The sequence below is a fragment of the Mesorhizobium sp. M0276 genome (assembly GCF_040321755.1).
Taxonomy (GTDB): Bacteria; Pseudomonadota; Alphaproteobacteria; order Rhizobiales; family Rhizobiaceae; genus Mesorhizobium.
Window position 1 is genome coordinate 39,149 of record NZ_JAMYSC010000005.1, and the last position, 21,021, is coordinate 60,169.

At 61.3% G+C, this 21,021-nt stretch carries 20 protein-coding genes and 1 tRNA gene; 14 read left to right on the plus strand and 7 right to left on the minus strand.

Going from position 1 to position 21,021, the window contains the following annotated elements; translation table 11 throughout:
- Positions 1 to 176: 176 nt before the first annotated feature.
- The 4 genes from serS (at position 177) to NKJ01_RS05920 (ending at position 4,587) form a co-directional block, all read left to right on the plus strand.
- Positions 177 to 1,481: a serine--tRNA ligase gene (gene serS / locus NKJ01_RS05905; protein ID WP_352726768.1), complete on the plus strand. Its 1,305-nt coding sequence runs from the start codon at positions 177 to 179 to the stop codon at positions 1,479 to 1,481.
- Positions 1,481 to 2,239, plus strand: coding sequence for a 5'/3'-nucleotidase SurE (gene surE / locus NKJ01_RS05910; RefSeq protein ID WP_352606975.1), 759 nt, complete (start codon positions 1,481 to 1,483; stop codon positions 2,237 to 2,239). Before serS ends, surE begins: the two co-directional genes overlap by 1 nt.
- The gene (locus tag NKJ01_RS05915) at positions 2,236 to 2,889 is read left to right on the plus strand and encodes a protein-L-isoaspartate(D-aspartate) O-methyltransferase (protein WP_023757617.1); all 654 of its coding nucleotides are present in this window, start codon (positions 2,236 to 2,238) and stop codon (positions 2,887 to 2,889) included. The genes surE and NKJ01_RS05915 overlap by 4 nt, the downstream gene beginning before the upstream one ends.
- A 186-nt stretch (positions 2,890 to 3,075) precedes the next feature.
- The gene (locus tag NKJ01_RS05920; RefSeq protein WP_352726770.1) at positions 3,076 to 4,587 is read left to right on the plus strand and encodes a peptidoglycan DD-metalloendopeptidase family protein; all 1,512 of its coding nucleotides are present in this window, start codon (positions 3,076 to 3,078) and stop codon (positions 4,585 to 4,587) included.
- A gap of 110 nt (positions 4,588 to 4,697) precedes the next feature.
- Here the strand turns inward: NKJ01_RS05920 and NKJ01_RS05925 are convergent, their stop codons facing one another.
- Positions 4,698 to 5,588 carry an NAD-dependent epimerase/dehydratase family protein gene (locus tag NKJ01_RS05925; RefSeq protein ID WP_352726772.1) on the minus strand — a complete coding sequence of 297 codons (891 nt, stop codon included), beginning with the start codon at positions 5,586 to 5,588 and terminating at the stop codon, positions 4,698 to 4,700.
- A 96-nt stretch (positions 5,589 to 5,684) separates the two neighbouring features.
- Here NKJ01_RS05925 and NKJ01_RS05930 point away from each other — a divergent pair, with 96 nt between their 5' ends.
- Positions 5,685 to 6,521, plus strand: coding sequence for a helix-turn-helix domain-containing protein (locus tag NKJ01_RS05930; protein ID WP_502898029.1), 837 nt, complete (start codon positions 5,685 to 5,687; stop codon positions 6,519 to 6,521).
- A 39-nt stretch (positions 6,522 to 6,560) separates the two neighbouring features.
- Here the strand turns inward: NKJ01_RS05930 and NKJ01_RS05935 are convergent, their stop codons facing one another.
- Entirely contained in the window at positions 6,561 to 7,436 is an 876-nt protein-coding gene (locus tag NKJ01_RS05935) for an ATP-binding protein (RefSeq protein WP_352726773.1), read from the minus strand.
- A 277-nt stretch (positions 7,437 to 7,713) separates the two neighbouring features.
- Between NKJ01_RS05935 and yajC the strand changes: the two genes are divergently transcribed.
- The 6 genes from yajC (at position 7,714) to NKJ01_RS05965 (ending at position 13,378) form a co-directional block, all read left to right on the plus strand.
- Positions 7,714 to 8,052 (plus strand): preprotein translocase subunit YajC, encoded by a 339-nt coding sequence (gene yajC, locus NKJ01_RS05940; protein ID WP_008876289.1) that lies wholly within the window; start codon positions 7,714 to 7,716, stop codon positions 8,050 to 8,052.
- 51 nt (positions 8,053 to 8,103) lie between these two features.
- Positions 8,104 to 10,653 (plus strand): protein translocase subunit SecDF, encoded by a 2,550-nt coding sequence (secDF, locus tag NKJ01_RS05945; RefSeq protein WP_352726775.1) that lies wholly within the window; start codon positions 8,104 to 8,106, stop codon positions 10,651 to 10,653.
- A gap of 28 nt (positions 10,654 to 10,681) precedes the next feature.
- Positions 10,682 to 11,074, plus strand: coding sequence for an Mth938-like domain-containing protein (locus NKJ01_RS05950; RefSeq protein ID WP_352606987.1), 393 nt, complete (start codon positions 10,682 to 10,684; stop codon positions 11,072 to 11,074).
- A 1-nt stretch (position 11,075) separates the two neighbouring features.
- Positions 11,076 to 11,918 carry a phytoene/squalene synthase family protein gene (locus NKJ01_RS05955; protein ID WP_352726777.1) on the plus strand — a complete coding sequence of 281 codons (843 nt, stop codon included), beginning with the start codon at positions 11,076 to 11,078 and terminating at the stop codon, positions 11,916 to 11,918.
- A gap of 81 nt (positions 11,919 to 11,999) precedes the next feature.
- The gene (locus tag NKJ01_RS05960; protein ID WP_352726779.1) at positions 12,000 to 12,434 is read left to right on the plus strand and encodes a hypothetical protein; all 435 of its coding nucleotides are present in this window, start codon (positions 12,000 to 12,002) and stop codon (positions 12,432 to 12,434) included.
- Entirely contained in the window at positions 12,434 to 13,378 is a 945-nt protein-coding gene (locus tag NKJ01_RS05965) for a sterol desaturase family protein (RefSeq protein WP_352726781.1), read from the plus strand. Before NKJ01_RS05960 ends, NKJ01_RS05965 begins: the two co-directional genes overlap by 1 nt.
- Positions 13,379 to 13,388: 10 nt before the next feature.
- On the opposite strand, the gene trmFO is transcribed toward NKJ01_RS05965, so the two are convergent.
- From trmFO to NKJ01_RS05980, 3 genes are all read right to left on the minus strand, one after another.
- Entirely contained in the window at positions 13,389 to 14,801 is a 1,413-nt protein-coding gene (gene trmFO, locus NKJ01_RS05970; protein WP_352726783.1) for a methylenetetrahydrofolate--tRNA-(uracil(54)-C(5))-methyltransferase (FADH(2)-oxidizing) TrmFO, read from the minus strand.
- 574 nt (positions 14,802 to 15,375) lie between these two features.
- A complete protein-coding gene (locus NKJ01_RS05975; protein WP_023757605.1) occupies positions 15,376 to 15,516 on the minus strand; it encodes a DUF1127 domain-containing protein in 141 nt (46 codons plus the stop codon).
- Positions 15,517 to 15,565: 49 nt separating this feature from the next.
- Positions 15,566 to 15,706: a DUF1127 domain-containing protein gene (locus NKJ01_RS05980; protein ID WP_013531315.1), complete on the minus strand. Its 141-nt coding sequence runs from the start codon at positions 15,704 to 15,706 to the stop codon at positions 15,566 to 15,568.
- A gap of 235 nt (positions 15,707 to 15,941) precedes the next feature.
- Between NKJ01_RS05980 and NKJ01_RS05985 the strand changes: the two genes are divergently transcribed.
- On the plus strand, positions 15,942 to 17,060 hold the full coding sequence (locus NKJ01_RS05985) for a DUF2157 domain-containing protein (protein WP_352607001.1): 1,119 nt from the start codon (positions 15,942 to 15,944) through the stop codon (positions 17,058 to 17,060).
- A complete protein-coding gene (locus tag NKJ01_RS05990) occupies positions 17,057 to 17,641 on the plus strand; it encodes a GDYXXLXY domain-containing protein (protein WP_352726785.1) in 585 nt (194 codons plus the stop codon). Before NKJ01_RS05985 ends, NKJ01_RS05990 begins: the two co-directional genes overlap by 4 nt.
- Before the next feature lie 207 nt (positions 17,642 to 17,848).
- On the opposite strand, the gene NKJ01_RS05995 is transcribed toward NKJ01_RS05990, so the two are convergent.
- Positions 17,849 to 18,700, minus strand: coding sequence for a COG3904 family protein (locus tag NKJ01_RS05995; protein ID WP_352726787.1), 852 nt, complete (start codon positions 18,698 to 18,700; stop codon positions 17,849 to 17,851).
- A 301-nt stretch (positions 18,701 to 19,001) separates the two neighbouring features.
- Positions 19,002 to 19,086 (minus strand) — tRNA-Leu (locus NKJ01_RS06000).
- Between the two features lie 376 nt (positions 19,087 to 19,462).
- Between NKJ01_RS06000 and tig the strand changes: the two genes are divergently transcribed.
- Positions 19,463 to 20,938 carry a trigger factor gene (tig, locus tag NKJ01_RS06005; protein WP_352607007.1) on the plus strand — a complete coding sequence of 492 codons (1,476 nt, stop codon included), beginning with the start codon at positions 19,463 to 19,465 and terminating at the stop codon, positions 20,936 to 20,938.
- The last annotated feature ends 83 nt before the right edge of the window (positions 20,939 to 21,021 follow it).

A 21,021-nucleotide genomic window follows, 5' to 3' on the forward strand; every position in this document is an offset into this window, starting at 1 on the left:
GTGGAAAACGGCTGCGGCTGCCTAGCCTCATCTTGCATCGATCAAGGATGCGGTTTACGCCCTCTTGCTGAAACGCATCGCTATCAAGCGCTGCGTTTCAGTTTTGTTTTGAGCATGTCGTTGTCCCAAACCGCTGCGCACTTTTGGGCGACATGCTCCCTGAGGACGGATGAACCATGCTTGACATCAAATGGATTCGCGACAACCCGAAGGCCCTTGTCGAGGCGCTGGTCAAGCGCTCATGGTCGGCCGGTGAGGCGCAGTCCACGGTCGACGGGCTGATCGCCTCGGACGAAGCGCGGCGCGAGCACGTCACCGAATTGCAGACCAGGCAGGAGCGCCGCAATGCCGCCTCGAAAGAGATCGGCAACGCCATGCGCTCGGGCGACGCAGCGCTTGCCGAGAAGCTGAAAGCCGAAGTCGGCGAGATAAAGACCTTCATCCAGAATGGCGAGGCGCGCGAACGCGAACTCGACAAGGCGCTGAACGATGCGCTTGCGGTGCTGCCCAACGTGCCGCTCGACGACGTGCCTGTCGGCAAGGACGAGCACGACAATGTCGTCAAGCGCGTCGTCGGCAAGGCGCCGACACCGCCGAACTGGGTGAAGGAGCATTTCGAGATCGGCGAAGCGCTCGGCATGATGGATTTCGAGAGGGCGGCAAAACTGTCAGGCTCGCGGTTCACCGTGCTGAAAAGCGGCCTGGCGCGGATGGAACGCGCGCTCGGACAATTCATGCTCGACCTGCACACGACCGAGCATGGCTACCAAGAAGTCATCCCGCCACTGATGGTCAAGGACGACGTTCTGTTCGGCACCAACCAGTTGCCGAAGTTCGAGGAAGATCTGTTCTTCACGCCGCACGGGGAGGGCAGGCTTGGCCTGATCCCAACAGCCGAAGTGCCGCTCACCAACTTGGTGCGCGAAGAAATCACCGCGCATGAAAAACTGCCGCTGCGCTATACGGCGCTGACGCCGTGCTTCCGTTCGGAAGCGGGTTCGGCCGGGCGCGACACGCGCGGCATGCTGCGTCAGCACCAATTCTACAAGGTCGAGTTGGTGTCGATCACCGATCAGGAGTCCTCGCTCGCCGAACACGAGCGGATGACGCAATGCGCCGAGGAAGTGCTGAAGCGGCTCGGCCTGCCGTTCCGCACCGTGACACTGTGCACCGGCGACATGGGCTTTGGCGCGCGCAAGACCTACGACATCGAGGTCTGGCTGCCCGGCCAGAACGCCTATCGCGAGATTTCGTCCTGCTCGGTGTGCGGGGATTTCCAGGCGCGCCGCATGGAAGCCCGCTACAAGGACAAAGACGGCAAGGGCAACCGCTTCGTCCATACGCTCAACGGTTCGGGCACCGCGGTCGGTCGCGCGCTCATAGCTGTCATCGAAAATTACCAGAATGAGGATGGCAGCGTAACCATTCCTGAAGTGCTGCGGCCTTACATGGGCGGTCTGGAAAAGATCGAAGCGAAATAATGCGCATCCTCCTGACCAATGACGACGGCATTCATGCCGAGGGCCTGGCGTCGCTCGAACGCGTCGCACGAACGCTGTCCGACGATGTCTGGGTGGTGGCTCCGGAGCAGGATCAGTCAGGCTACGCCCATTCGCTGTCGATCTCGGAACCGCTGCGGCTGCGCAAGATCGGCGAGAAGCATTTTGCCGTGCGCGGCACGCCGACCGATTGCGTCATCATGGGTGTCAAGAAGATCCTTCCCGGCGTACCCGACCTGATCCTGTCCGGCATCAATTCCGGCGCCAACATTGCCGACGATGTCACCTATTCGGGCACCGTCGCCGGTGCCATGGAAGGCGCGCTGCTCGGCATCCGCTCGATCGCGCTCAGCCAGGGCTACAGCTATGTCGGCGAGGACCGCGTCGTCCCATACGAGACGACCGAGGCGCTGGCGCCGGCGCTGCTGGAGAAACTGGTCGCGACGCCGTTGCCGGACGGTGTTTTGCTGAACGTCAATTTTCCGAACTGCCTTCCAGAAGAGGTCGCCGGAACGGTCGTCACCTCGCAAGGCAAACTGGTGCACAGCTTGTGGGTCGATGAGCGCCGTGACGGGCGCGGCCTGCCTTATTACTGGCTGCGTTTCGGCCGCGAGCCGGTCGAAGGCAAGCAAGGCACAGACCTCTATGCTCTGCGCAACAGGCTGGTGTCGGTGACACCACTGCAGCTAGACCTCACCGCGCATGAAATCCGTGATCAACTGAGCAAGGCGCTTGCATGAACCAGGGCCTCGATGACCGTGAAGGCTTTGCCGCCTTTCTGTTGCGCCTGCGCGGCAGGGGGACGGTGCCGAAGGCGTTGATCGCAGCCTTCGAGGCGACGCCGCGGCGCGGCTTCCTGGCGGCCCAGTTCCATCAGATCGCCTGGTCGGACCGCATGCTGCCGATCGAATGCGGCGAGGCGATCGAAGGCGCGGACATGCAGGCGGCGGTGATCGCCGCACTCGCCATCGAGCAGGGCAATCGCGTGCTCGAGATCGGCACCGGCTCCGGTTATACCTCGGCCGTGATGTCGCGGCTGGCGGCGCGGGTCGTCACCACCGATCGCTACAGGACGCTCGTCGAGCAGGCCAGGCAGCGTTTCGAGGCGCTTGGTATCGGCAATGTCATCGTGCGCCAGGCCGATGGTTCCGGCGGGCTGCCGAACGAAGGGCCGTTCGATCGCATCGTCGCATGGGCAGCCTTCGACAGCCTTCCGCGCTTCCTGCTCGATCAATTGTCGAGCGGCGGCATCGTCATCGCCCCGATCGGGCCCGAGGAGGGCGAGCAGGTGCTGGCCAAGCTGACCAAGGTCGGCAGCCGGTTCGAGCGTGAGGATATCGGCCTTGTCCGCTTGCAGCCTATCCTGCGCAGCGTGGCCGCCGTCATATAGGCGATGTTGCAAACGCCAGCTTCGCGCCCGTCCTCGACACCGGCTCGGCTGACGTAAAATCTCCCCTCAGCTCACCCTCTAATATTTTAAGAAAAATTTCGCCGGATTCCATGGGGTTAACCGTCGAGTAACATTAACGCGCTTTAATCATGCCTAGTTTGTACCGGGTATGTGCGGGTTAGTGCGATGCAACTCAGAGTTTTGAAGACAAACGGTCGCAATCTGGCGCGAGGCTGCGCCATACTGGTGGTCGCGGGTGCTGCTGCGGGATGCAGTTCCCAGGTTTCGCGGTTCAATGGCGTCGACGACGTCTTTACATCCTCGACGAACAATCAGCGCGCGATCATCAACAAGCAGGATGCCGTACAGCAGCCCTATCCGGGTGATGTCGCGGCCGCCCCCATCGATGGCAGCCACACACAGTCGGTCAGCCGCTCCAGCCTCGAGCCGGTTTCGACGCGGCCATTGCCGCCGCCCGTTGCCCAGGCGCAGCCGGCTCCCGCACTGGCGCCTGCCGCAAAGCCGATGCGCACCGCATTGGCTGCGGCGCCGCATGTCGACAGGACCACGACCGGTACCGTCGCTCCGGCCGCATCGCCGTTCAAGGTTGCGCAGCCCGATGCACCGCGCGTGGCAGCTGCTGGTACGCCGCATGCGACCGAGATCGTCGTCAGGGACGGTGAAACGATTTCAGGCATAGCGCAGCACTACAAGGTGCCGGCCGACGCGATCATGAAGGTCAACGGGCTGAGCGCGACCAAGGGTCTGAAGACCGGCCAGAAGCTGGTTATCCCGGCCTATGCCTACTCGAACAAAGGCGAGCCGAAAGTCGCCGAGGTCAAGCCGGCGAAAGACGGCAAGCACGACCAGCCGGCCACGGCACCCGAAAAGGTCGCGGTCCTGCCCCAGCAGCCGAAGCTGAAGGAGGGCAAGTCCGCCGCTCAGGTCGACACGGCGGCCGCCGCAAACCAGCCCAAGCAGCCCAAGCCGCAGATGGCCGCGGCCAAGGCCGCTGGGACCTACACGGTCCAGTCGGGCGATACGATGTCTTCGATTGCCAGGAAGACCGGCGTTGGCGTCGTTGCTCTGAAGCAGGCCAACGGGATGAAGGATGGACTGCTTAAGATCGGCCAGACCCTGAAGGTGCCGACTGGTGGGGTCGCGACGGTCGCCAGCGCCAAGCCTGCCAAGATCGATCCGGTGACCACGGCCACCACGCAGCCAGCGGCAAAGACCACGCCGTCGGAAACGCTGGCGTCCTACACGCCGCCGAAGAAAGATTCGAAAGTCATCCAGCAGGCCGAGGACGACGATGCCGTTGCGCCTGACGCCACCGGCATCGGCAAGATGCGCTGGCCGGTGCGCGGCCGCGTGATCTCCGGTTTCGGGTCCGGCAAGGACGGCGTCGACATCGCCGTGCCGACGGGAACGCCGGTCAAGGCGGCCGAGAACGGCGTCGTCATCTATGCCGGCGACGGGCTCAAGGAATTCGGCAACACGGTTCTGGTGCGCCACGAGAATGGCCTGGTCACCGTCTATGGTCACGCCAGCTCTATCGAGGTGCAGCGCGGCCAAAAGGTCAAGCGCGGCCAAGAAATCGCACTGTCGGGCATGAGCGGCACGACGGACTCGCCGAAGCTGCATTTCGAAGTGCGCAAGAACTCTGCCCCGGTCGATCCGTCGGGCTACCTCGAATAGAAAAAAAGCAATTTGCAGGCCGTCTGACCTCCAGTCCGGCCCGCCGGCTCAGCCCGCTCCGCCAGGAGCGGGCTTTTTCAGTTGGTTGCGAGATGCTTGTTCCTCAAGACTCAAAGATGATCGCGGAGCGTGTCGGCGATCATCACTTCAAGGCTGCTGGCCTTCACCCCTAAGAGTGCCTCTGCGTCGGAGGAATCGACCAGCAAGGGCCTTTCGAAGAGGTAGCTCATCTCGATAAGCTCATGCATGCCCAATGCTTCCATCTCTGAGACCGAATAGGAACGTACTTCTGAAACCTCCCGGCGAAGCATCGCCGCGGTTTTCAAGATGAGTTCCCGGGGGGAGGCGTGTTGCGAGGGAACATGAAATGCCCGTCCCCATTCACCCGTGTAGCGGGAGGCCGCGACAAGTGTCCTGGCGACGTCCTTGGTGAAGCTCCAGGCATGAGTTGCTTCAAGGTTTCCAATGAAAGCGTTGGGCTTCCCCTCGATTATGGAGGGCAGCGCGACCAGTGAGAAATAGCTGATCGCGCCTTGTCCCAGATAGTCGCTTGACCGCACTTCGATCGCCGGCACATTGGCACGGACCGCCCGCTGCCACATGATGGTCCTGGCGGTTCCTTTCTTCGAGGTCGGGTCCAGAGACAGGTCGGAGCGAAGCGGGCTATCGGCATTTTCCCCATAACCATAGAGGTTTCCGAGCACGATGAGCTTCGCGCCGACCGTTTCCGCTGCGCGCACGGTGCCATCGATGATGGGAAAAAAGTCGGTCGGCCACCGATGATAGGCGGCCATCGCACACATGAAGATGACATCGGCGTCTCGGCAGATACGCGACAGCTCCGAGGCATCCGTGGCGTCGGCCTGTATTGGCCGCACGTTCTGCAACGCGTTCGAGCCGACGCTTCGGCTTGTGAGAACGACATCATGTCCTTCCTCGCCAAGAAGGCGAGCGGTCTCGCTTCCAACCGGCCCTGCACCGACAACAACATAGAAACTCATCGCAACCTCTCTTTCAACCTTGATGGAGAGGCGGAAGTACAGGTTCGCGGCATTGAAAATCGCGCGAGAATTGCCAAATCTTCAACAGATTTTGCCATGAATCGAGAGAGCATGCGTTCGCAATTCGCTTCGGACCAATCCTCGTCCCACGTAACGATGGTTTCCCGGCATGTCGAAGCAGGCGTCCATCGTCTGTCGCGGGTGTCACACCATCGCATCATGGTGCATGCAAGTGCGGCGACGCGCTCTTACTGCAATGAGGTTGGACGATATTTCGTGAGGCGAGCCGGCGATATCGACCTGGTACCCGCCGGCCAAGAGGGCGGCTTCGAGGCCGAAAGCCCATTCGACACCATTGAGATTGCATTGCGGCCGGCCTTGATGGAAAGGGTGGCGGCGGAACTTGGTGGCAAGGCGCGAGCATCGCGGCTCGACACACGCCACCTACTTCGGGACCCGCGCATCGAACATCTTGCTCGAGCACTCGAGAGCGATCTCAATGCAAACGCGCCGAGTGGTTCCTTGTTTGCCGACAGCATTGGCGCCGCACTCGCGGTGAGGCTGCTTGGCCTCGATGATCCTGGTATCGATCGAACGAACCGGTTGTCGGATACCCAGCTCAAGCGCGTGTTGGAGCACATTGAGGCGGCATTACACGAGCCCCTCTCGATCGATCGACTGAGCCGGGTTGCCGGCGCGAGCAGTTCGCATTTGCGGACATGGTTCAAGGTGGCGACGGGCTTTACCCTGCACCGCTACGTGTTACGACGTCGCGTCGAACGCGCACGCGTCCTGTTGCAGCGAGGCGATCTCAGCACAAGCGAGGTCGCAGAGTTGACGGGCTTCGCACATCAGTCACATCTGGCGCATTGGATGCGCCGCGAGATCGGCCAAACGCCGCGTGACTTGCGACGGGCGTCGCGGCTCAAATGACCTTGTCGTTGGATTGCGTTGGTGACGCAATCCAACGCATCAATCCTTCAGCGGCTTGCCGAGCCGGCCGGCGAGGTCCTGGGTGAACTGCCAGGCGACGCGGCCCGAGCGGCTGCCGCGGGTCGTCGCCCATTCCAATGCTTCGGCGCGCAGTTGCTCTGGATCAATGGCGAGGTCGTGATGGCGGACATAACCGTCGATCATGTCGAGATATTCGTCCTGGGAGCATTTGTGGAAGCCGAGCCACAGGCCGAAACGATCGGAGAGGGAGACCTTTTCTTCAACCGCTTCGGACGGGTTGATGGCGGTCGAGCGCTCATTGTCGATCATGTCGCGCGGCAGGAGATGGCGACGGTTCGAGGTAGCGTAGAAGATGACATTGGCCGGGCGTCCCTCGACGCCGCCTTCGAGCGCTGCCTTCAGCGACTTGTAGGAGGTGTCGTCGTGGTCGAAGGAGAGGTCGTCGCAAAACAGGATGAAGCGGAAGGGGGCTGCCTTCAGCAATCCCATCAGTTTCGGCAGCGTGTCGATGTCCTCGCGGTGGATTTCGATCAGCTTCAACGGCAGGCCGGACCCGGCCTCGCCGTTGATCCGTGCATGGACGGCTTTGACCAGCGACGATTTGCCCATGCCGCGCGCACCCCATAACAATACGTTGTTGGCCGGATAGCCGGCGGCGAAGCGTTCGGTGTTGTCGACCAGGATGTCGCGGACGCGGTCGACGCCACGGATCAGGCCGATGTCGACGCGGTTGACGTTGCGCACCGGCTCCAGATAGCCCGGATCGGCCTGCCAGACGAAGCAATCGGCCTCGCCGAGGTCGGTTTGGGGCACTGGCGGCGGGGTGAGGCGGCTCACCGCCTCGATCAGCCTGTCGAGTTTCTGGTTCAGGGCTTCGATGCTGCTGTCGGTCATGTCTGTCTTTTGTTTTCTCGTTTTGACGTGCGCGAGCGTGAACCCGACCTGTCGCGTCGGTGTTCGAAATCAGTTGCAACCTTTTGTTCGAGCATGATCTTTTCGCAAAACCGGCTCGCGCTTTTCGCGATCATGCTCTAACACGGCTCAACAGGCCGGAAAAGCAGCCGATTTGGCTGGCCGCGCAGTTGCATTGACAACTTTACCGACTATATTCCGGCCAAATTTCAAGGGGCCGCCAAGTTGGCGGCTGTTTTCTAAATTCAGGAGTACCTCGATGTTCGTGACACCGGCATACGCTCAAGGCGTCGGCGCTTCTCCCGACATGTTCATCAGCATTTTGCCGTTTGTCCTGATTTTCGTGATCATGTATTTTCTGATCATCCGGCCGCAGCGCACGCAGTTGAAGAAGCGCGGCGAGATGCTGGCGGCAGTTCGTCGCGGCGACACGGTCGTCACCGGCGGCGGCTTTGTCGGCAAGGTGACCAAGGTGATCGACGATAACGAGCTCGAAATCGACCTCGGCGGTGGCACCAAGGTGACCGCGCTGCGTTCGACGATCGCCGACGTGCGCGTCAAGGGCGAGCCGGTGGCGAACCAGAACGCCAAGAAATAACCAGATTTCAGGCGGAGCGATCCGCGGACACGCTCTGACGGACGACGCCATATGTTGTATTTTTCGCGCTTCAAGATGATCCTGATCTGGGTGGCCGTTGCCATCACGGTGATCCTCGCCGCGCCCAATCTCATTCCCGCAAGCACCTTGGCCCAACTGCCCAGCTGGGTGCCGAAGCGTCAGATGACGCTCGGCCTCGACCTGCAGGGCGGCTCACACATCCTGCTGGAAATGAATCAGAACGATCTGATCAAGGATCGGCTGGAGACGACCCGCGACGAAATCCGCACACTGCTGCGTGACGCCAAGATCGGCTATACCGGCCTTGCCGGCACGGGGCGGACCTTGCAGGTCCGCATCACCGATCTCGCTCAAGTGGATGCCGCCAAGACGGCGCTGAAGACGCTGACCGATCCGGTTGCTGCCGGCCTGTTCACCGGCGGCTCCATCCAGGAAATGACGCTCGATGATTCCGAGCCCGGCCTGCTCAAGTTCAACGTCACCGATGCCGGCATCAAGTATCGCACATCGACGGCGTTGACGCAGTCGATCGAGGTGGTCGAGCGCCGCGTCAACGAACTTGGCACGACCGAACCCATCGTGCAGCGGCAGGGCGACGACCGCATCCTTGTCCAGGTGCCGGGTCTTCAGGACCCGCAGCGGCTTAAGGAAATCCTCGGCCAGACCGCCAAGCTGACCTTCCAGATGGTCGACCAGTCGATGCCGGTGCAGGACGCCCTCAACGGACGTCCGCCTGCCGGCTCGTCCGTGCTCTATTCGCAGGACGACCCGCCGGTTCCCTATCTGATCGAGAACCGCGTCATCGTTTCCGGCGAAAATCTCGTGGATGCGCAGGCGACATACAATTCGCAGAACAACGAGCCGGTGGTCTCCTTCCGTTTCGATTCGAAGGGGGCTGCGCGTTTCGGCCAGGCCACCGCGCAGAATGTCGGGAAGCTGTTCGCCATCATCCTCGACAACCAGGTGATTTCGGCGCCGCAGATCCGCGAGCCGATCCTCGGCGGCACCGGCCAGATCTCGGGCAATTTCACCGCCCAGAGCGCCAACGACCTGGCCGTGCTGCTGCGCGCCGGTGCCTTGCCCGCGACATTGACGGTGATCGAAGAGCGTACGGTTGGCCCAGGTCTCGGTCAGGATTCCATCCATGCCGGCAAGGTCGCCGGCATCATCGGTTCGGTCCTGGTCGTCGTGTTCATGTTCGTCGCCTATGGATTGCTCGGCTTCCTAGCCAACATCGCGCTGGCGGTGCACGTGGCGATGATCGTCGGACTGCTGTCGCTGCTCGGCGCGACACTGACCTTGCCGGGTATCGCCGGTATTGTGCTGACCATCGGCATGGCAGTCGATTCGAACGTGCTGATCTACGAGCGTATCCGCGAGGAGCGGCGTGCCGGCCGCTCGGTGATCCAGGCGATCGATACCGGTTTCACCAAGGCGCTGGCGACGATTGTCGATTCCAACATCACCTCGCTGATCGCGACCGTCGTGCTGTTCTATCTCGGGACCGGACCGGTCAAGGGCTTTGCCATCACGTATGCGATCGGCATCCTGACGACCGTCTTCACCGCGTTCACCTTCACCCGCCTGCTGGTCTCGATCTGGCTGCGCCGCGCTCGCCCGAAGGAGTTGCCGCGCGCGCCGGTGACCTTCGTCCCGGCCGGCACGAAAATTCCGTTCATGGGAATCCGTCGCTGGACGTTCACGCTGTCGAGCGTGCTGTCGATCTTGTCGGTGGTGCTGTTCATGACGGTTGGCATCAATTACGGCATCGATTTCAAGGGCGGTTCGCTGATCGAGGTTCAAGCCAAGAGCGGCAATGCCGACCTCGCAGACCTCCGCGCACGACTGACCGAACTCAATATCGGTGAGGTGCAAGTACAGCAATTCGGTACGCCGAACGACGTGTTGATCCGTGTCGGGACCCAGGATGGCGGCGAGAATGCCGAGCAGACCGTCATCGACAAGGTTCGCGGCGAACTGCAGGACAATTATGACTTCCGCCGCGTCGAAGTGGTGGGGCCGACCGTCTCGGGCGAACTCGCCAAGCAAGGCACGATCGCCATGCTGATCGCGCTGCTTGGTATCCTGATCTATGTCTGGTTCCGTTTCGAATGGCAGTTCGCGGTGGGCGCCATCGTGGCGACGGTGCACGATGTGGTCATGACACTTGGCTTCTTTGTCATCAGCGGGCTCGAATTCAACCAGTCATCGTTGGCGGCGATCCTGACCATCATCGGCTATTCGCTGAACGATACGATCGTGGTCTATGACCGCGTTCGAGAGGATTTGCGAAAGTACAAGCGGATGCCGCTGCCGCAACTCTTGAACAACGCCATCAACGAGACGCTGTCGAGAACGACACTGACCTCGGTGACGACGATCCTTGCGTTGCTGGCGCTGGTGCTGTTCGGCGGCGAGGTGATCCGCTCGTTCACCATGGCGATGCTGTTCGGCGTCGTCTTCGGCACCTATTCGTCGATCTTCATCGCGGCACCGCTGCTGATCCTGTTCAAGCTGCGGCCGCAGGCTTCGGCAGACGAGGAGAAGCCGCTCGGCGGCGGCAAGGCGGTCGCGACCTGACGCGCCGCCCCGAAGGGGTGACAAAACGGTGACCAGCAAAGGCATCGTCATCCGCGAGGCTCATTTTCCTGGCCGCGCTCCGATCGAAGCCTACGGCAATGGCGGGTTCCGCTTTGCCGACATGTCGCATCGCGGCTCGCTGCTCTGTCTGCCATCCGGCATCCATGGCTGGGAACCGGCGGATCCCTTTGCTCTGAGTGTGGCGGATTTCGACAAGCTGTTGGCAGAAGCCGACAAAGTCGAGATACTGCTGGTCGGCATGGGCAGGGACCTCAGGCCATTGCCCGCCACACTACGGGCCGCGCTGAAAGCGGCCGGCATTGCGTCGGACCCGATGTCGACCGGTGCAGCGGTACGGACCTACAATGTCCTTCTGGCGGAAGAGCGCGCCGTGGCCGCCGCGCTCATTGCCGTCGACTGACATGTCGCAAAATGCCAAAATCGTCATGGACGCGCTGCGCGCCGCCGACCATGACCGCTATCTCACGGCGCTTTATGCGCCGGCAGACAAGCGCGACGCGCTGTTTTCGCTCTACGCCTTCAACGCCGAAGTCGCAGGCATCCGCGACCGCATCCACGAAGCGTTGCCGGGCGAGGTGCGCCTGCAATGGTGGCGCGATGTCATAGCCGCCGGCGGCGAGGCCGGCGCCGGCCATCCCACAGCCGAAGCCTTGAATGCCACCATAGCGACATTCAACCTGCCGAGACTGGCCTTCGAGAACATGCTCGATGCGCGCATCTTCGATCTTTACGACGACCCGATGCCGTCGCGCACCGATCTTGAAGGCTATTGCGGCGAGACGGCCGCCGCGCTCATTCAGCTTGCGGCAATGGTGCTCGATCCCGGCGAGGCGCCGCGCTTTGCCGAACTGGCGGGCAGGGCAGGCTGCGCGCAGGCGATGACCGGCCTGCTGCTGTTGCTGCCATTGCACCGCAAGCGCGGACAGTGTTTTGTCCCAGCCGATGTCCTTGCTGCGGCTGGCTCTTCGCCGCAAGAATTCATCACAGGCGATGGCGGTCCCGGTGCCAAGCGCGCAGTGGCGGCAATGATCGCTCTGGCGCGGGACCATCTTTCCGCCTTCGAGCAAGGTGCTGCGGCGTTGCCGGTCTCGCTGCGCCCGGCATTTCTGCCGCTGGCGCTGTCGCGCGCCTATCTCACGAAAATGGAGCGCGGCTCCCCGTTCGACGGCGTGGCGCGGCTGTCCGCCTTGCGCCGGCATTGGCTGCTTTTGCGCCGCGCGACCAAGGGCTGGCCGGCATTTTGACGTAAACGTCAATCATGCTAAGGAGTCCTCGAGCCAGAACTGTCGCCAAAGACGACAGGCCGGGGGAGGAGATACCCGTTCATGAGCCTGCCGCTGCTGATCGCGATCGTCGCCCTTGGCATTGCGCTGTCGGTTGCCGCGGTGCATTTCACCGGCGGCAGCAAGACGGCAACGCTGGCCGGCGCCGATCAAGCAATGAGCCGATTCGCCGAGGATTTTCCCGACGAGATAGCGGCATTGGTCCGCCTGACGGCGGACGCCAGGACCGCTTTTCTGGATATCGGGCAAGGGCGTATCGGGATCGTTCATAGCATCGGCGACTGCTTTTTGACCCGCATCGTCAGGCCTCAAGATGTCGCGGTTTTGAATACCGAAGATGTCAATGCGGTCTCATTCCGGCTCGCCGATTTCACCTGGAAGGGCGGCCGCTTTCGCTTTTCCAGCGCAGCAGATGCACAAGGCCTGCTGAAGACACTTCAGCCGCAACATCCAAGTTCCGTCCGGGAGGCTGCGTGATGGACGACTACAACTTCCCGCAGGTCACGCAGCTGGCCATTCCGTTCTTCGTTGCCGCGATCCTGATCGAGCTTTGGCTGGTGCGCACCGGACGCGCCAAGGGATCGTTCGAGACGCGCGACACGTTGACCAGCCTGATGATGGGCACCGGCAATGTTGTTGCCGGAATGCTGCTTGGCGTCGTGTCCTACTGGGCGCTGCTGTGGCTGTGGCAATTCCGCATCTTCAATCTCGGCCTGTCGGTCTGGGTGTTCCTTGCCGCCTTCCTGCTCGATGACCTGCGCTACTATTTCTATCATCGCATCGCGCACCGGGTGCGCTGGGTGTGGGCGGAGCACGTCAACCACCATTCCAGCCAGCACTACAATTTGTCGACGGCGCTGCGGCAAAGCTGGACCGGCTTGTTCACCTTCATGTTCGTGCTGCAGGCACCGCTGGTGCTGCTCGGCTTCCATCCGGCGGTCATTGCCTTCACCTTCGGCTTCAACCTGGTCTGGCAGTTCTGGATCCACACCGAGACGATCGGCAGGATGTGGGGCTGGTTCGAGTTCGTCTTCAACACGCCCTCGCATCACCGCGTCCACCATGCCACCAATCCGCGCTATCTCGATGCCAACTACGCCGGCACGCTGATCATCTGGGATCGCATGTTTGGCACCTTCGTCGGGGAATTGGAACAAGACCGGCCGCGCTACGGCATCGTCAGGAACCTCGGCACCTTCAATCCGCTGAAGGTCGCGTTCCATGAATGGATCGGCATGTTCAAGGATGCAGCGATGCCGGGGCTGACCTTGAGCGATCGCCTGAATTATCTGGTCAAGCCTCCCGGCTGGAGCCACGACGGCTCGCGCGAAACTTCGGAGACGCTGAAGGCTGCCTATGTCAGGCGAAATCCTGACGAGGCCGGCAAGCCGGGGCTGCCGATGGCAGGTGCGGCCGACTGAATAGGGGAGTTTACTCCGCCGCTTCGGCTGTTTGCTCCGACAATCCCAACCATTGCCGGCAATCGGCGCGCGCGCGCGATGTGATGGCGTGGCGCTTGGCGACGGTCTTGTCCTTGCCGCGCATGCGTTTGCCCTCGGACTTCGGCGCCTCCACGGGCGGGAACAGGCCGAAATTGACGTTCATCGGCTGGAAGGAGCGTTTTCCCGGTTCGTCATCCGATACGATGTGGCCTCCGGTGATGTGGTTGAGGAGCGCGCCGAACGCTGTGGTGAGCGGCGGCAGCGACGGTGCATGGCCGAGCCTTTCGGCGGCGGCGAAGCGCCCGGCGAGCAGGCCGATCGCAGCACTTTCGACATAGCCTTCGCAGCCGGTGATCTGGCCGGCAAAACGCAGGCCCGGGCGCGACTTCAGCTGCAGCGAGGCATCGAGCAAGGTCGGCGAGTTGATGTAGGTGTTGCGGTGCAGGCCGCCGAGGCGGGCGAAATCGGCGTTTTCGAGACCCGGTATAGTGCGAAACACGCGCACCTGCTCGGCATGCTTGAGCTTGGTCTGGAAACCGACCATGTTGTAGAGAGTGCCCAGCGCATTGTCCTGCCGCAGCTGGACGACGGCATAGGCCTTCACGGTCGGATTGTGTGCGTTGGTCAATCCCATCGGTTTCATCGGCCCGTAGCGCAGCGTCTCGACACCGCGCTCGGCCATGATCTCGATCGGCAGGCAGCCGTCGAAATAGGGCGTGCCTTCCCATTGCTTGAATTCGGTCTTCTGGCCGTCGACGAGCGCCTGAACGAAGGCAAGGTACTGGTCTTTGTCCATCGGACAGTTGATGTAGTCCTTGCCGGTGCCGCCGGGCCCGACCTTGTCGTAGCGCGACTGGAACCAACAGATGTTCATGTCGATTGTATCGAAATGGACGATCGGCGCGATCGCGTCGAAGAAGGCCAGTGCATCGGCGCCGGTCGCATCGGCAATCGACTGGGCAAGCGAAGGCGCGGTCAGCGGACCGGTGGCGACGATCGCCTGATCCCAATCTGCCGGCGGCAGGCCCGATATTTCCTCGCGCTGGATGGTGATCAGCGGGTGTGCTTCGAGTTTTTTCGTCACCGCGTCGGCGAATCCGTCGCGGTCGACGGCAAGCGCACCGCCGGCCGGAACCTGGTTGGCGTCGCCGGCGCTCATGATCAACGAGCCGGCCAGCCGCATTTCGGCATGCAACAGGCCGACGGCGTTGTTTTCGGCGTCGTCGGAGCGGAAGGAGTTGGAGCAGACCAACTCGGCCAGGCTATCAGTCTTGTGTGCATCAGTGCCGCGAACGGGCCGCATTTCATGCAGGATGACGGGAACGCCAGCCTGTGCTGCCTGCCAGGCAGCCTCGGAACCGGCGAGGCCGCCGCCGATGATGTGGATGGGATTTTTGCTCATGAGCGTCGGAATAATCGCTTGATGCGGCGATTGCAATTGCCCTGCGCGGTGCAGACAATCAGCGGTTCGGGCAATCAACCCCGAACATAACAACACCCGCCGGGGGAGGAGGTTCCGGCGGGTGTCGTTTTTGAGGTCGACCCTCGGGAGGAGGTGAGGGCCGACCGTATCCGTCATCGCCGGGGAGGAGGTCGGCTTTGACAAAAACTCTTTCGCCGTTTTTGAAAGGGGCGAAACCTCTGGGGCAAAATTCGTTTTGCCCCTGGCAAACAACGCCCGCCGCGGGAGGAGGTTGCGGCGGGCGCCGTTTTTGTGGCCAACCTTCGGGAGGAGGTGAAGGTCGGGCCTATTCGTCATCGCCGGGGAGGAGGTCGGCTTTGACGAAAACTCTTTCGCCGTTTTTGAAAGGGGCGAAACCCTTTTGGGGCAAAAATTTGCTTTGCCCCGGGGAAACAACGCCCGCCGCGGGAGGAGGTGCGGCGGGCGCCGTTTTTGTGGTCAACCCTCGGGAGGAGGTGAAGGTTGACCGGATCCGTCAAGGTCGGGGAGGAGGTCGACCCTGGCGAAATTCTGGTTAGATCGCCCGGCGGGCGATGACCTTGATTTCGTCGCGGACGATACCGAGGTCATGCAGCTGGCGGTTCGAGAGGCGACCAAGCTCGGTAACCGTCTCGCGATAAACGCGCCAGTTACGATAGTTGCGGATCAGGTTCATTGTCGTTCTCTTTTTCAAAACTGGTTCGGACCATTCGCGGTCCGAAGAATTAGACCGCCTTGCGAGCGACGTAAGGAATGTCGCTGCGGCTAATGCCGAGGTCGGTCAGTTCGCGGTTGCTCAGGCGGCTCAGCTCGGACACGGTGTCTCTGTAGCGGCGCCAGTTGCGGTAGTTGCGGATCAGGTTCATGGTAGTTCTCGTTTCGTCTTTCTTGCGGATCATTCCGTTTGTGTACGAACCATAAATAGGCGGGCCTATATCGATTTAAAAGCGCTATGGCTGCATGGCAGCAATGCAAATTGTGCAATGCAGCATTAACGCGCGTTCACGGACCTGACACAAAGAAGCCCGAATCGGAAAATGCCGCGGCGTCAACGGTTTGACCTCGTCGGCTGACAAGAAGACCAAACTGGGGAGAAGCGGCATGGCGGGTTATTCCTCGCGGGTCAGGGTGGATATTGCCCGCTGGCAGCAGGCCGGGCTGATCGATGCGCCGACGGCCGATTCGCTCGCGCGCGATATCGAGGCTAACGAGCGCAAATCGCTCAGCTTCGGCTCGATCCTGGCGATGATGGCTGCCTTGCTGTTCGGCGCCGCCATCCTGATTTTCGTCGCCGCCAACTGGGACGCGGTTCCGCGGCTGGCGCGCGTTCTGGCACTCTTTGCGGTCATCGTTGGCGGTTACATCGGCGGCGCGGTGTTGAAGACGCGCGACCATGCGGCGATCGGCGAGGCGCTGTGGATCGTAGCCGCAGCGGGTTTCGGCGGCTCGATAGCGCTTATCGGCCAGATGTATCATCTGTCCGGCGACGAGGCCTCGGCTCTGGTCACCTGGGGCGCCGGCACGGCATTGGCGGCGGTGATGTTGCGTTCGAACCCGCTGACTGTCGCTTCTGTCGGCATTGCCGATGCCTGGCTGTTTCTGAAAGGCTTCGACTATTTCAGCCGCAGTGATCTTCCGCATGCCTTCGTCGTCATGGCGACCGTGCTGTATGCCGTCTCGTTCTGGACCCGCAGCCAGCTGGCTCGGCACCTGATCATCCTGTCGGTGCTGTTCTACCTGGTGCTGCTGATCACGAACCACGACACGCTGCAGGTTGCGATCCCGCTGGTCATCGTCTCGGCGCTGGTGTTCGCGGCCTCGGTCCTGGCGCCGGACCCCGTCGACAGGATCGTGCAACTCGGCGGCCGCTTACCCTTGCACGCGTTGCTCGGCTTCCTGACCGGTCTGGCTATGATCCAGTTCGAACTGGCTGACGAGAGCACCTACAACAGCGGTTTCGCCATCGCTTCGGTCATCGCCCTGGCTGGCATCGTCGCGGCAATCGTGCTGGCGGGACGGGAGAGCCGTGGGTTGCGCTGGCTTGCCTATGCCGGTTTCGCCTTCGAACTCGCCATCATCTATGTCGTGACCTTGCAATCGATGCTCGACACGGCCGGCTTCTTCCTGGCCGCCGCGGTGCTGCTCGGCGTCCTTGCGCTGGTCATCATGCGCGTGGAAAAACGCATGAAGGGTCCAGTCGCCGGGGGAGTCGCAGCATGATGACCGGGAAAAGACTAGTTGTCTCGGCGCTGGTGCTGGCGCTTGTCCAGATCGGCTTCCTGAGCTGGATCATCGCGGGCCGAGCGGCGATCCTGCGCAACGGCAAGGAGGTGCTCCTGAAGGTCGAACCCATCGATCCGCGCGACCTCCTGCGCGGCGACTATGTTGTCCTCGGCTACGAGATTTCGCGATTGCCGGTAAAAATGATCGCTAACATTCCGCCCGGCAAATTTTCCAGCGACGACACCATGATCGTCGTCCGCCTGAGGAAGGGCGCCGACGGCTATTGGCAGCCGATGACCGCCTGGTTCGGCAAAGCGTCGACGCCGGCCGATGCCGACGAGGTTGATATCGTTGGCCATGTCGCCGAGGGCTGGGATCTTCGCGGCGATGTCACGACCATCGCGCCGGACTATGGCATCGAGCGCTTCTACTTGCCGGAAGGCGAGGGGGTGGCGATCCAGAACGACATGCGGGTGCGGCCGTTCGGCATCCGGCTCGCGCTCGCCAGGGACGGCTCCGCGCAAATCAAGGCGCTGGTCGACGGCGACAGGACGCTGTTCGAGGAACCGCTATATTAATAACGATGGACGCCGGTGATCGGTGCGAATCAAGAGACCAGACCCCCCCTTGCCGTACAGGCGTGCGGCAGCGCGGCGCCGGAATGGACTCATTTTTTTATCAACTGTGGTACCCCCGCCGGGCGGAGCATGTGCCGCTATACGAAATAGCCAAATAGATTTTTCGCAAAGAAATTTCACTGACTCAGGGATGGAGAACTCTGCTGATCAACTCCGGACCTTACTCGTCTCGGCGATGATTTTGGGAAAGGCGCCAATCGATATTGTGTAGCTAAAGTCTGCTACGCCTTTTTCCTGCTTGTGTATCGAGGGGCTGCGCACAACCCAGTCATACACGCCAGAAACCATGCAGCGATCGTTTGCACAGGTGACCACAATGCTGTCATTGCGGACGTTATATGCACGTTCGGGCCATCGCCGGTAATAGTTCCTCTTGTCCTGAATGATCGAACTCAGGTTCGTCAACTTGCCATAATAGTCGACCGTGCGAGCGTAGGACGCCTGAACTTGAGCAAGAGCGAAATCGTCGTTGTCGCCATGATGCTCGAGGAGATCCTTGACGAAGGCGACCGCAGCGCTCTCCGCCTGTTGCCTTGCGTCGGGTGCAGGCATTGGCACGGGCGCAGGATCTGGCCTCGTCGACACCTGCGATGTATCTGCGGGCGATTGGTTCGCTGCGACATTGGTCACACGTAACTCTGCCATTTCGCCGGCCGATAGATACCTTATGTCATGATTGTCATAGCTCGAAGCCAATTCCATCAGCTTGGGGTCCACTCCCATCTCGACTACATAGGATGTGATTGCGGCCGTTCCGAGCTGGACACGGGCCTTTGCTTCTTCTCTGGACATCCCGTCAGCCGGTTTCAAAAACGCCCGATGAACGCCTATAGAGCCTGGTTCGGCAACACGGTGGACGCCGCCCAAGAAGGCCAGTGAGCAGGCTGAAGCGCACTGCAATTGGCGAACCTGAAGCGTATCCAACCCCGCCGCGCGGATCATACGCCCCAACCGAAGCGCGCTGCCGACATTGCCGCCGGGGGAGTTGAATACGATCATCCGGGCCCCGCTGCTCACAACCGCGTTGCTAAAAGCGTTCAGGGGTTCATTGTTGTTGAACTCGCCGGAAACAACAAGAAACGGCTGCTGCCCTGGAGACGAAGCAGGCGTGTATTCTAGGGCCTCAACTTTACATGTTGCTGCCGCGACAATTGACGCTACCGCCACAACTAGAGAAACTACTCGCACAGCCCGACAGCGCCCCAACCTGCCTGCCGCAAGTAAGAACCTGTCAACGAACTATTTCAAGGGCCTTCATTGAAAGTTGGATTTAATTCGAAGCGGTCATTGGCCTAAAAATTGGTGCGGATGAAGGGACTCGAACCCCCACGCCTTTCGGCACTGGAACCTAAATCCAGGGCGTCTACCAGTTCCGCCACATCCGCATGGACCGGCAATCCCATGTAGCCATCATTCTGTCAATGTCGGAGACAAGATGTTGGGTCAGAGACAAGATGTTGGATCAGGATCAAAATGTCGGTCATTCGCCGAAATGCGAAGACTGTTGAAAATTGGCCTCGCCTGTGACAAAAGGCGTGTCAAATGTGACGGGACGCGCCGATCCGCTTCTGCAGAATGTGATAAGAAGTAGGAAAAACAAGAACTTATTCACATTTTGGAACGCAGTTTGGGAGAGTTTGAGCCGGATTTTCGGTCAAATCGCCAGGTTCCGTACCAAAAGCCATTCCCGGCAAGAATATACCGGCAGGCTGTAAACGGCAGAGGCCGTGCAGTCTCATTGGTGAAAACAAAGGTTTTACGATGCAGGTCACCGAAACGCTCAACTCCGGTCTCAAGCGTGAGATCAAGATCACCGTGCCGGCCGGTGACATGGAAGCCAAGCTGATGGCACGGCTTTCGGACGCCAGGAACAAGGTCCGCATCAACGGCTTCCGTCCCGGCAAGGTGCCGGTGCAGCACCTGCGCAAGGTCTACGGCAAGTCGTTCATGGCCGAAGTGGTCAATGAGATCCTCAACGATTCGACCCGTTCGATCATTACAGGGCGTGGCGAAAAGGCTGCCATGCAGCCAGAAGTCATCATGACCGAGGACGAGAAGGAAGCTGAGAAGATCCTGGCCGGCGGCGCCGATTTCGAGTTCCGCCTCAACTACGAGGTCATTCCGGCGATCGAGATCAAGGACTTTTCCGACATCAAGGTGACACGCCAGGTGTTCGACGTGCCGGACAGCGAGATTGACGAGCAGGTCCAGCGCGTTGCCGAATCGGCGCGCAGCTACGAGCCGAAGACCGGCAAGGCTGCCATTGGCGACCGCGTCTCCATCGATTATGTCGGCAAGATCGACGGCGAAGCCTTCAATGGCGGCGCCGGTACCGATCAGCCGCTGGTGCTGGGCTCGAAGGAGTTCATCCCCGGCTTCGAGGATCAGCTGGTCGGCGCCAAGGCCGGTGACGAAAGGCAGGTCACCGTGACCTTCCCGGAAAACTACCAGGCGGCGCATCTTGCCGGCAAGGAAGCGACCTTCGACGTCACAGTCAAGGAAGTGTCCCAGCCCGGCGCGCTGGAAATCAACGATGAGACGGCCAAGAACCTCGGCCTGGAGTCGCTGGAGCGCCTGCGTGACGTCGTGCGCGGCCAGATCGAAAACCAGTTCGGGGCCATGACGCGCCAGAAGGTCAAGCGCCAGCTGCTGGACCAGCTCGACGCGTCCTACTCGTTCGAGGCACCGTCGAAACTTGTCGATGCCGAGTTCAACAACATCTGGGCGCAGGTCGTTCGCGACCTGGAAGCGGCCGGACGCACCTTCGCCGACGAAGAGACGACGGAAGAAGAGGCGCGCGCCGAGTATCTGCGTCTCGCCGAGCGCCGCGTGCGCCTCGGCTTGGTGCTGGCTGAAATCGGCGAGAAGGCCGGCGTCACCGTATCGGACGACGAGCTGCAGCGCGGCCTGTTCGAGCAGGTGCGCCGCTATCCCGGCAACCAGCAGCAGGAAGTCTTCGAATTCTACCGCAACAACCCGGAAGCGCTGAACACGCTACGGGCGCCGATGTTCGAAGAGAAGGTGGTCGATCATCTACTCGGCCAGATTTCGGTTACCGACGTCAAGGTCAGCAAGGAAGAGCTGATGGCCGACGACGAGGGGGACGAAACCGCCGCCAAGGCGAAGCCGGCGAAGAAAGCCGCCGCCAAGAAGGCTGACGAGAAGAAGGCCGACGACGCCGAAGAGACCAAGAAGAAGGCCGCGCCGAAGAAAAAGGCCGCCAAGGACGCCGAATAACACCAGCGCCCTAGCTAAAACAGGAAGGCCGCCCTCGGGCGGCCTTTTTCGTTGCCAAACTGCAACAGCCGCGACACTTCGCG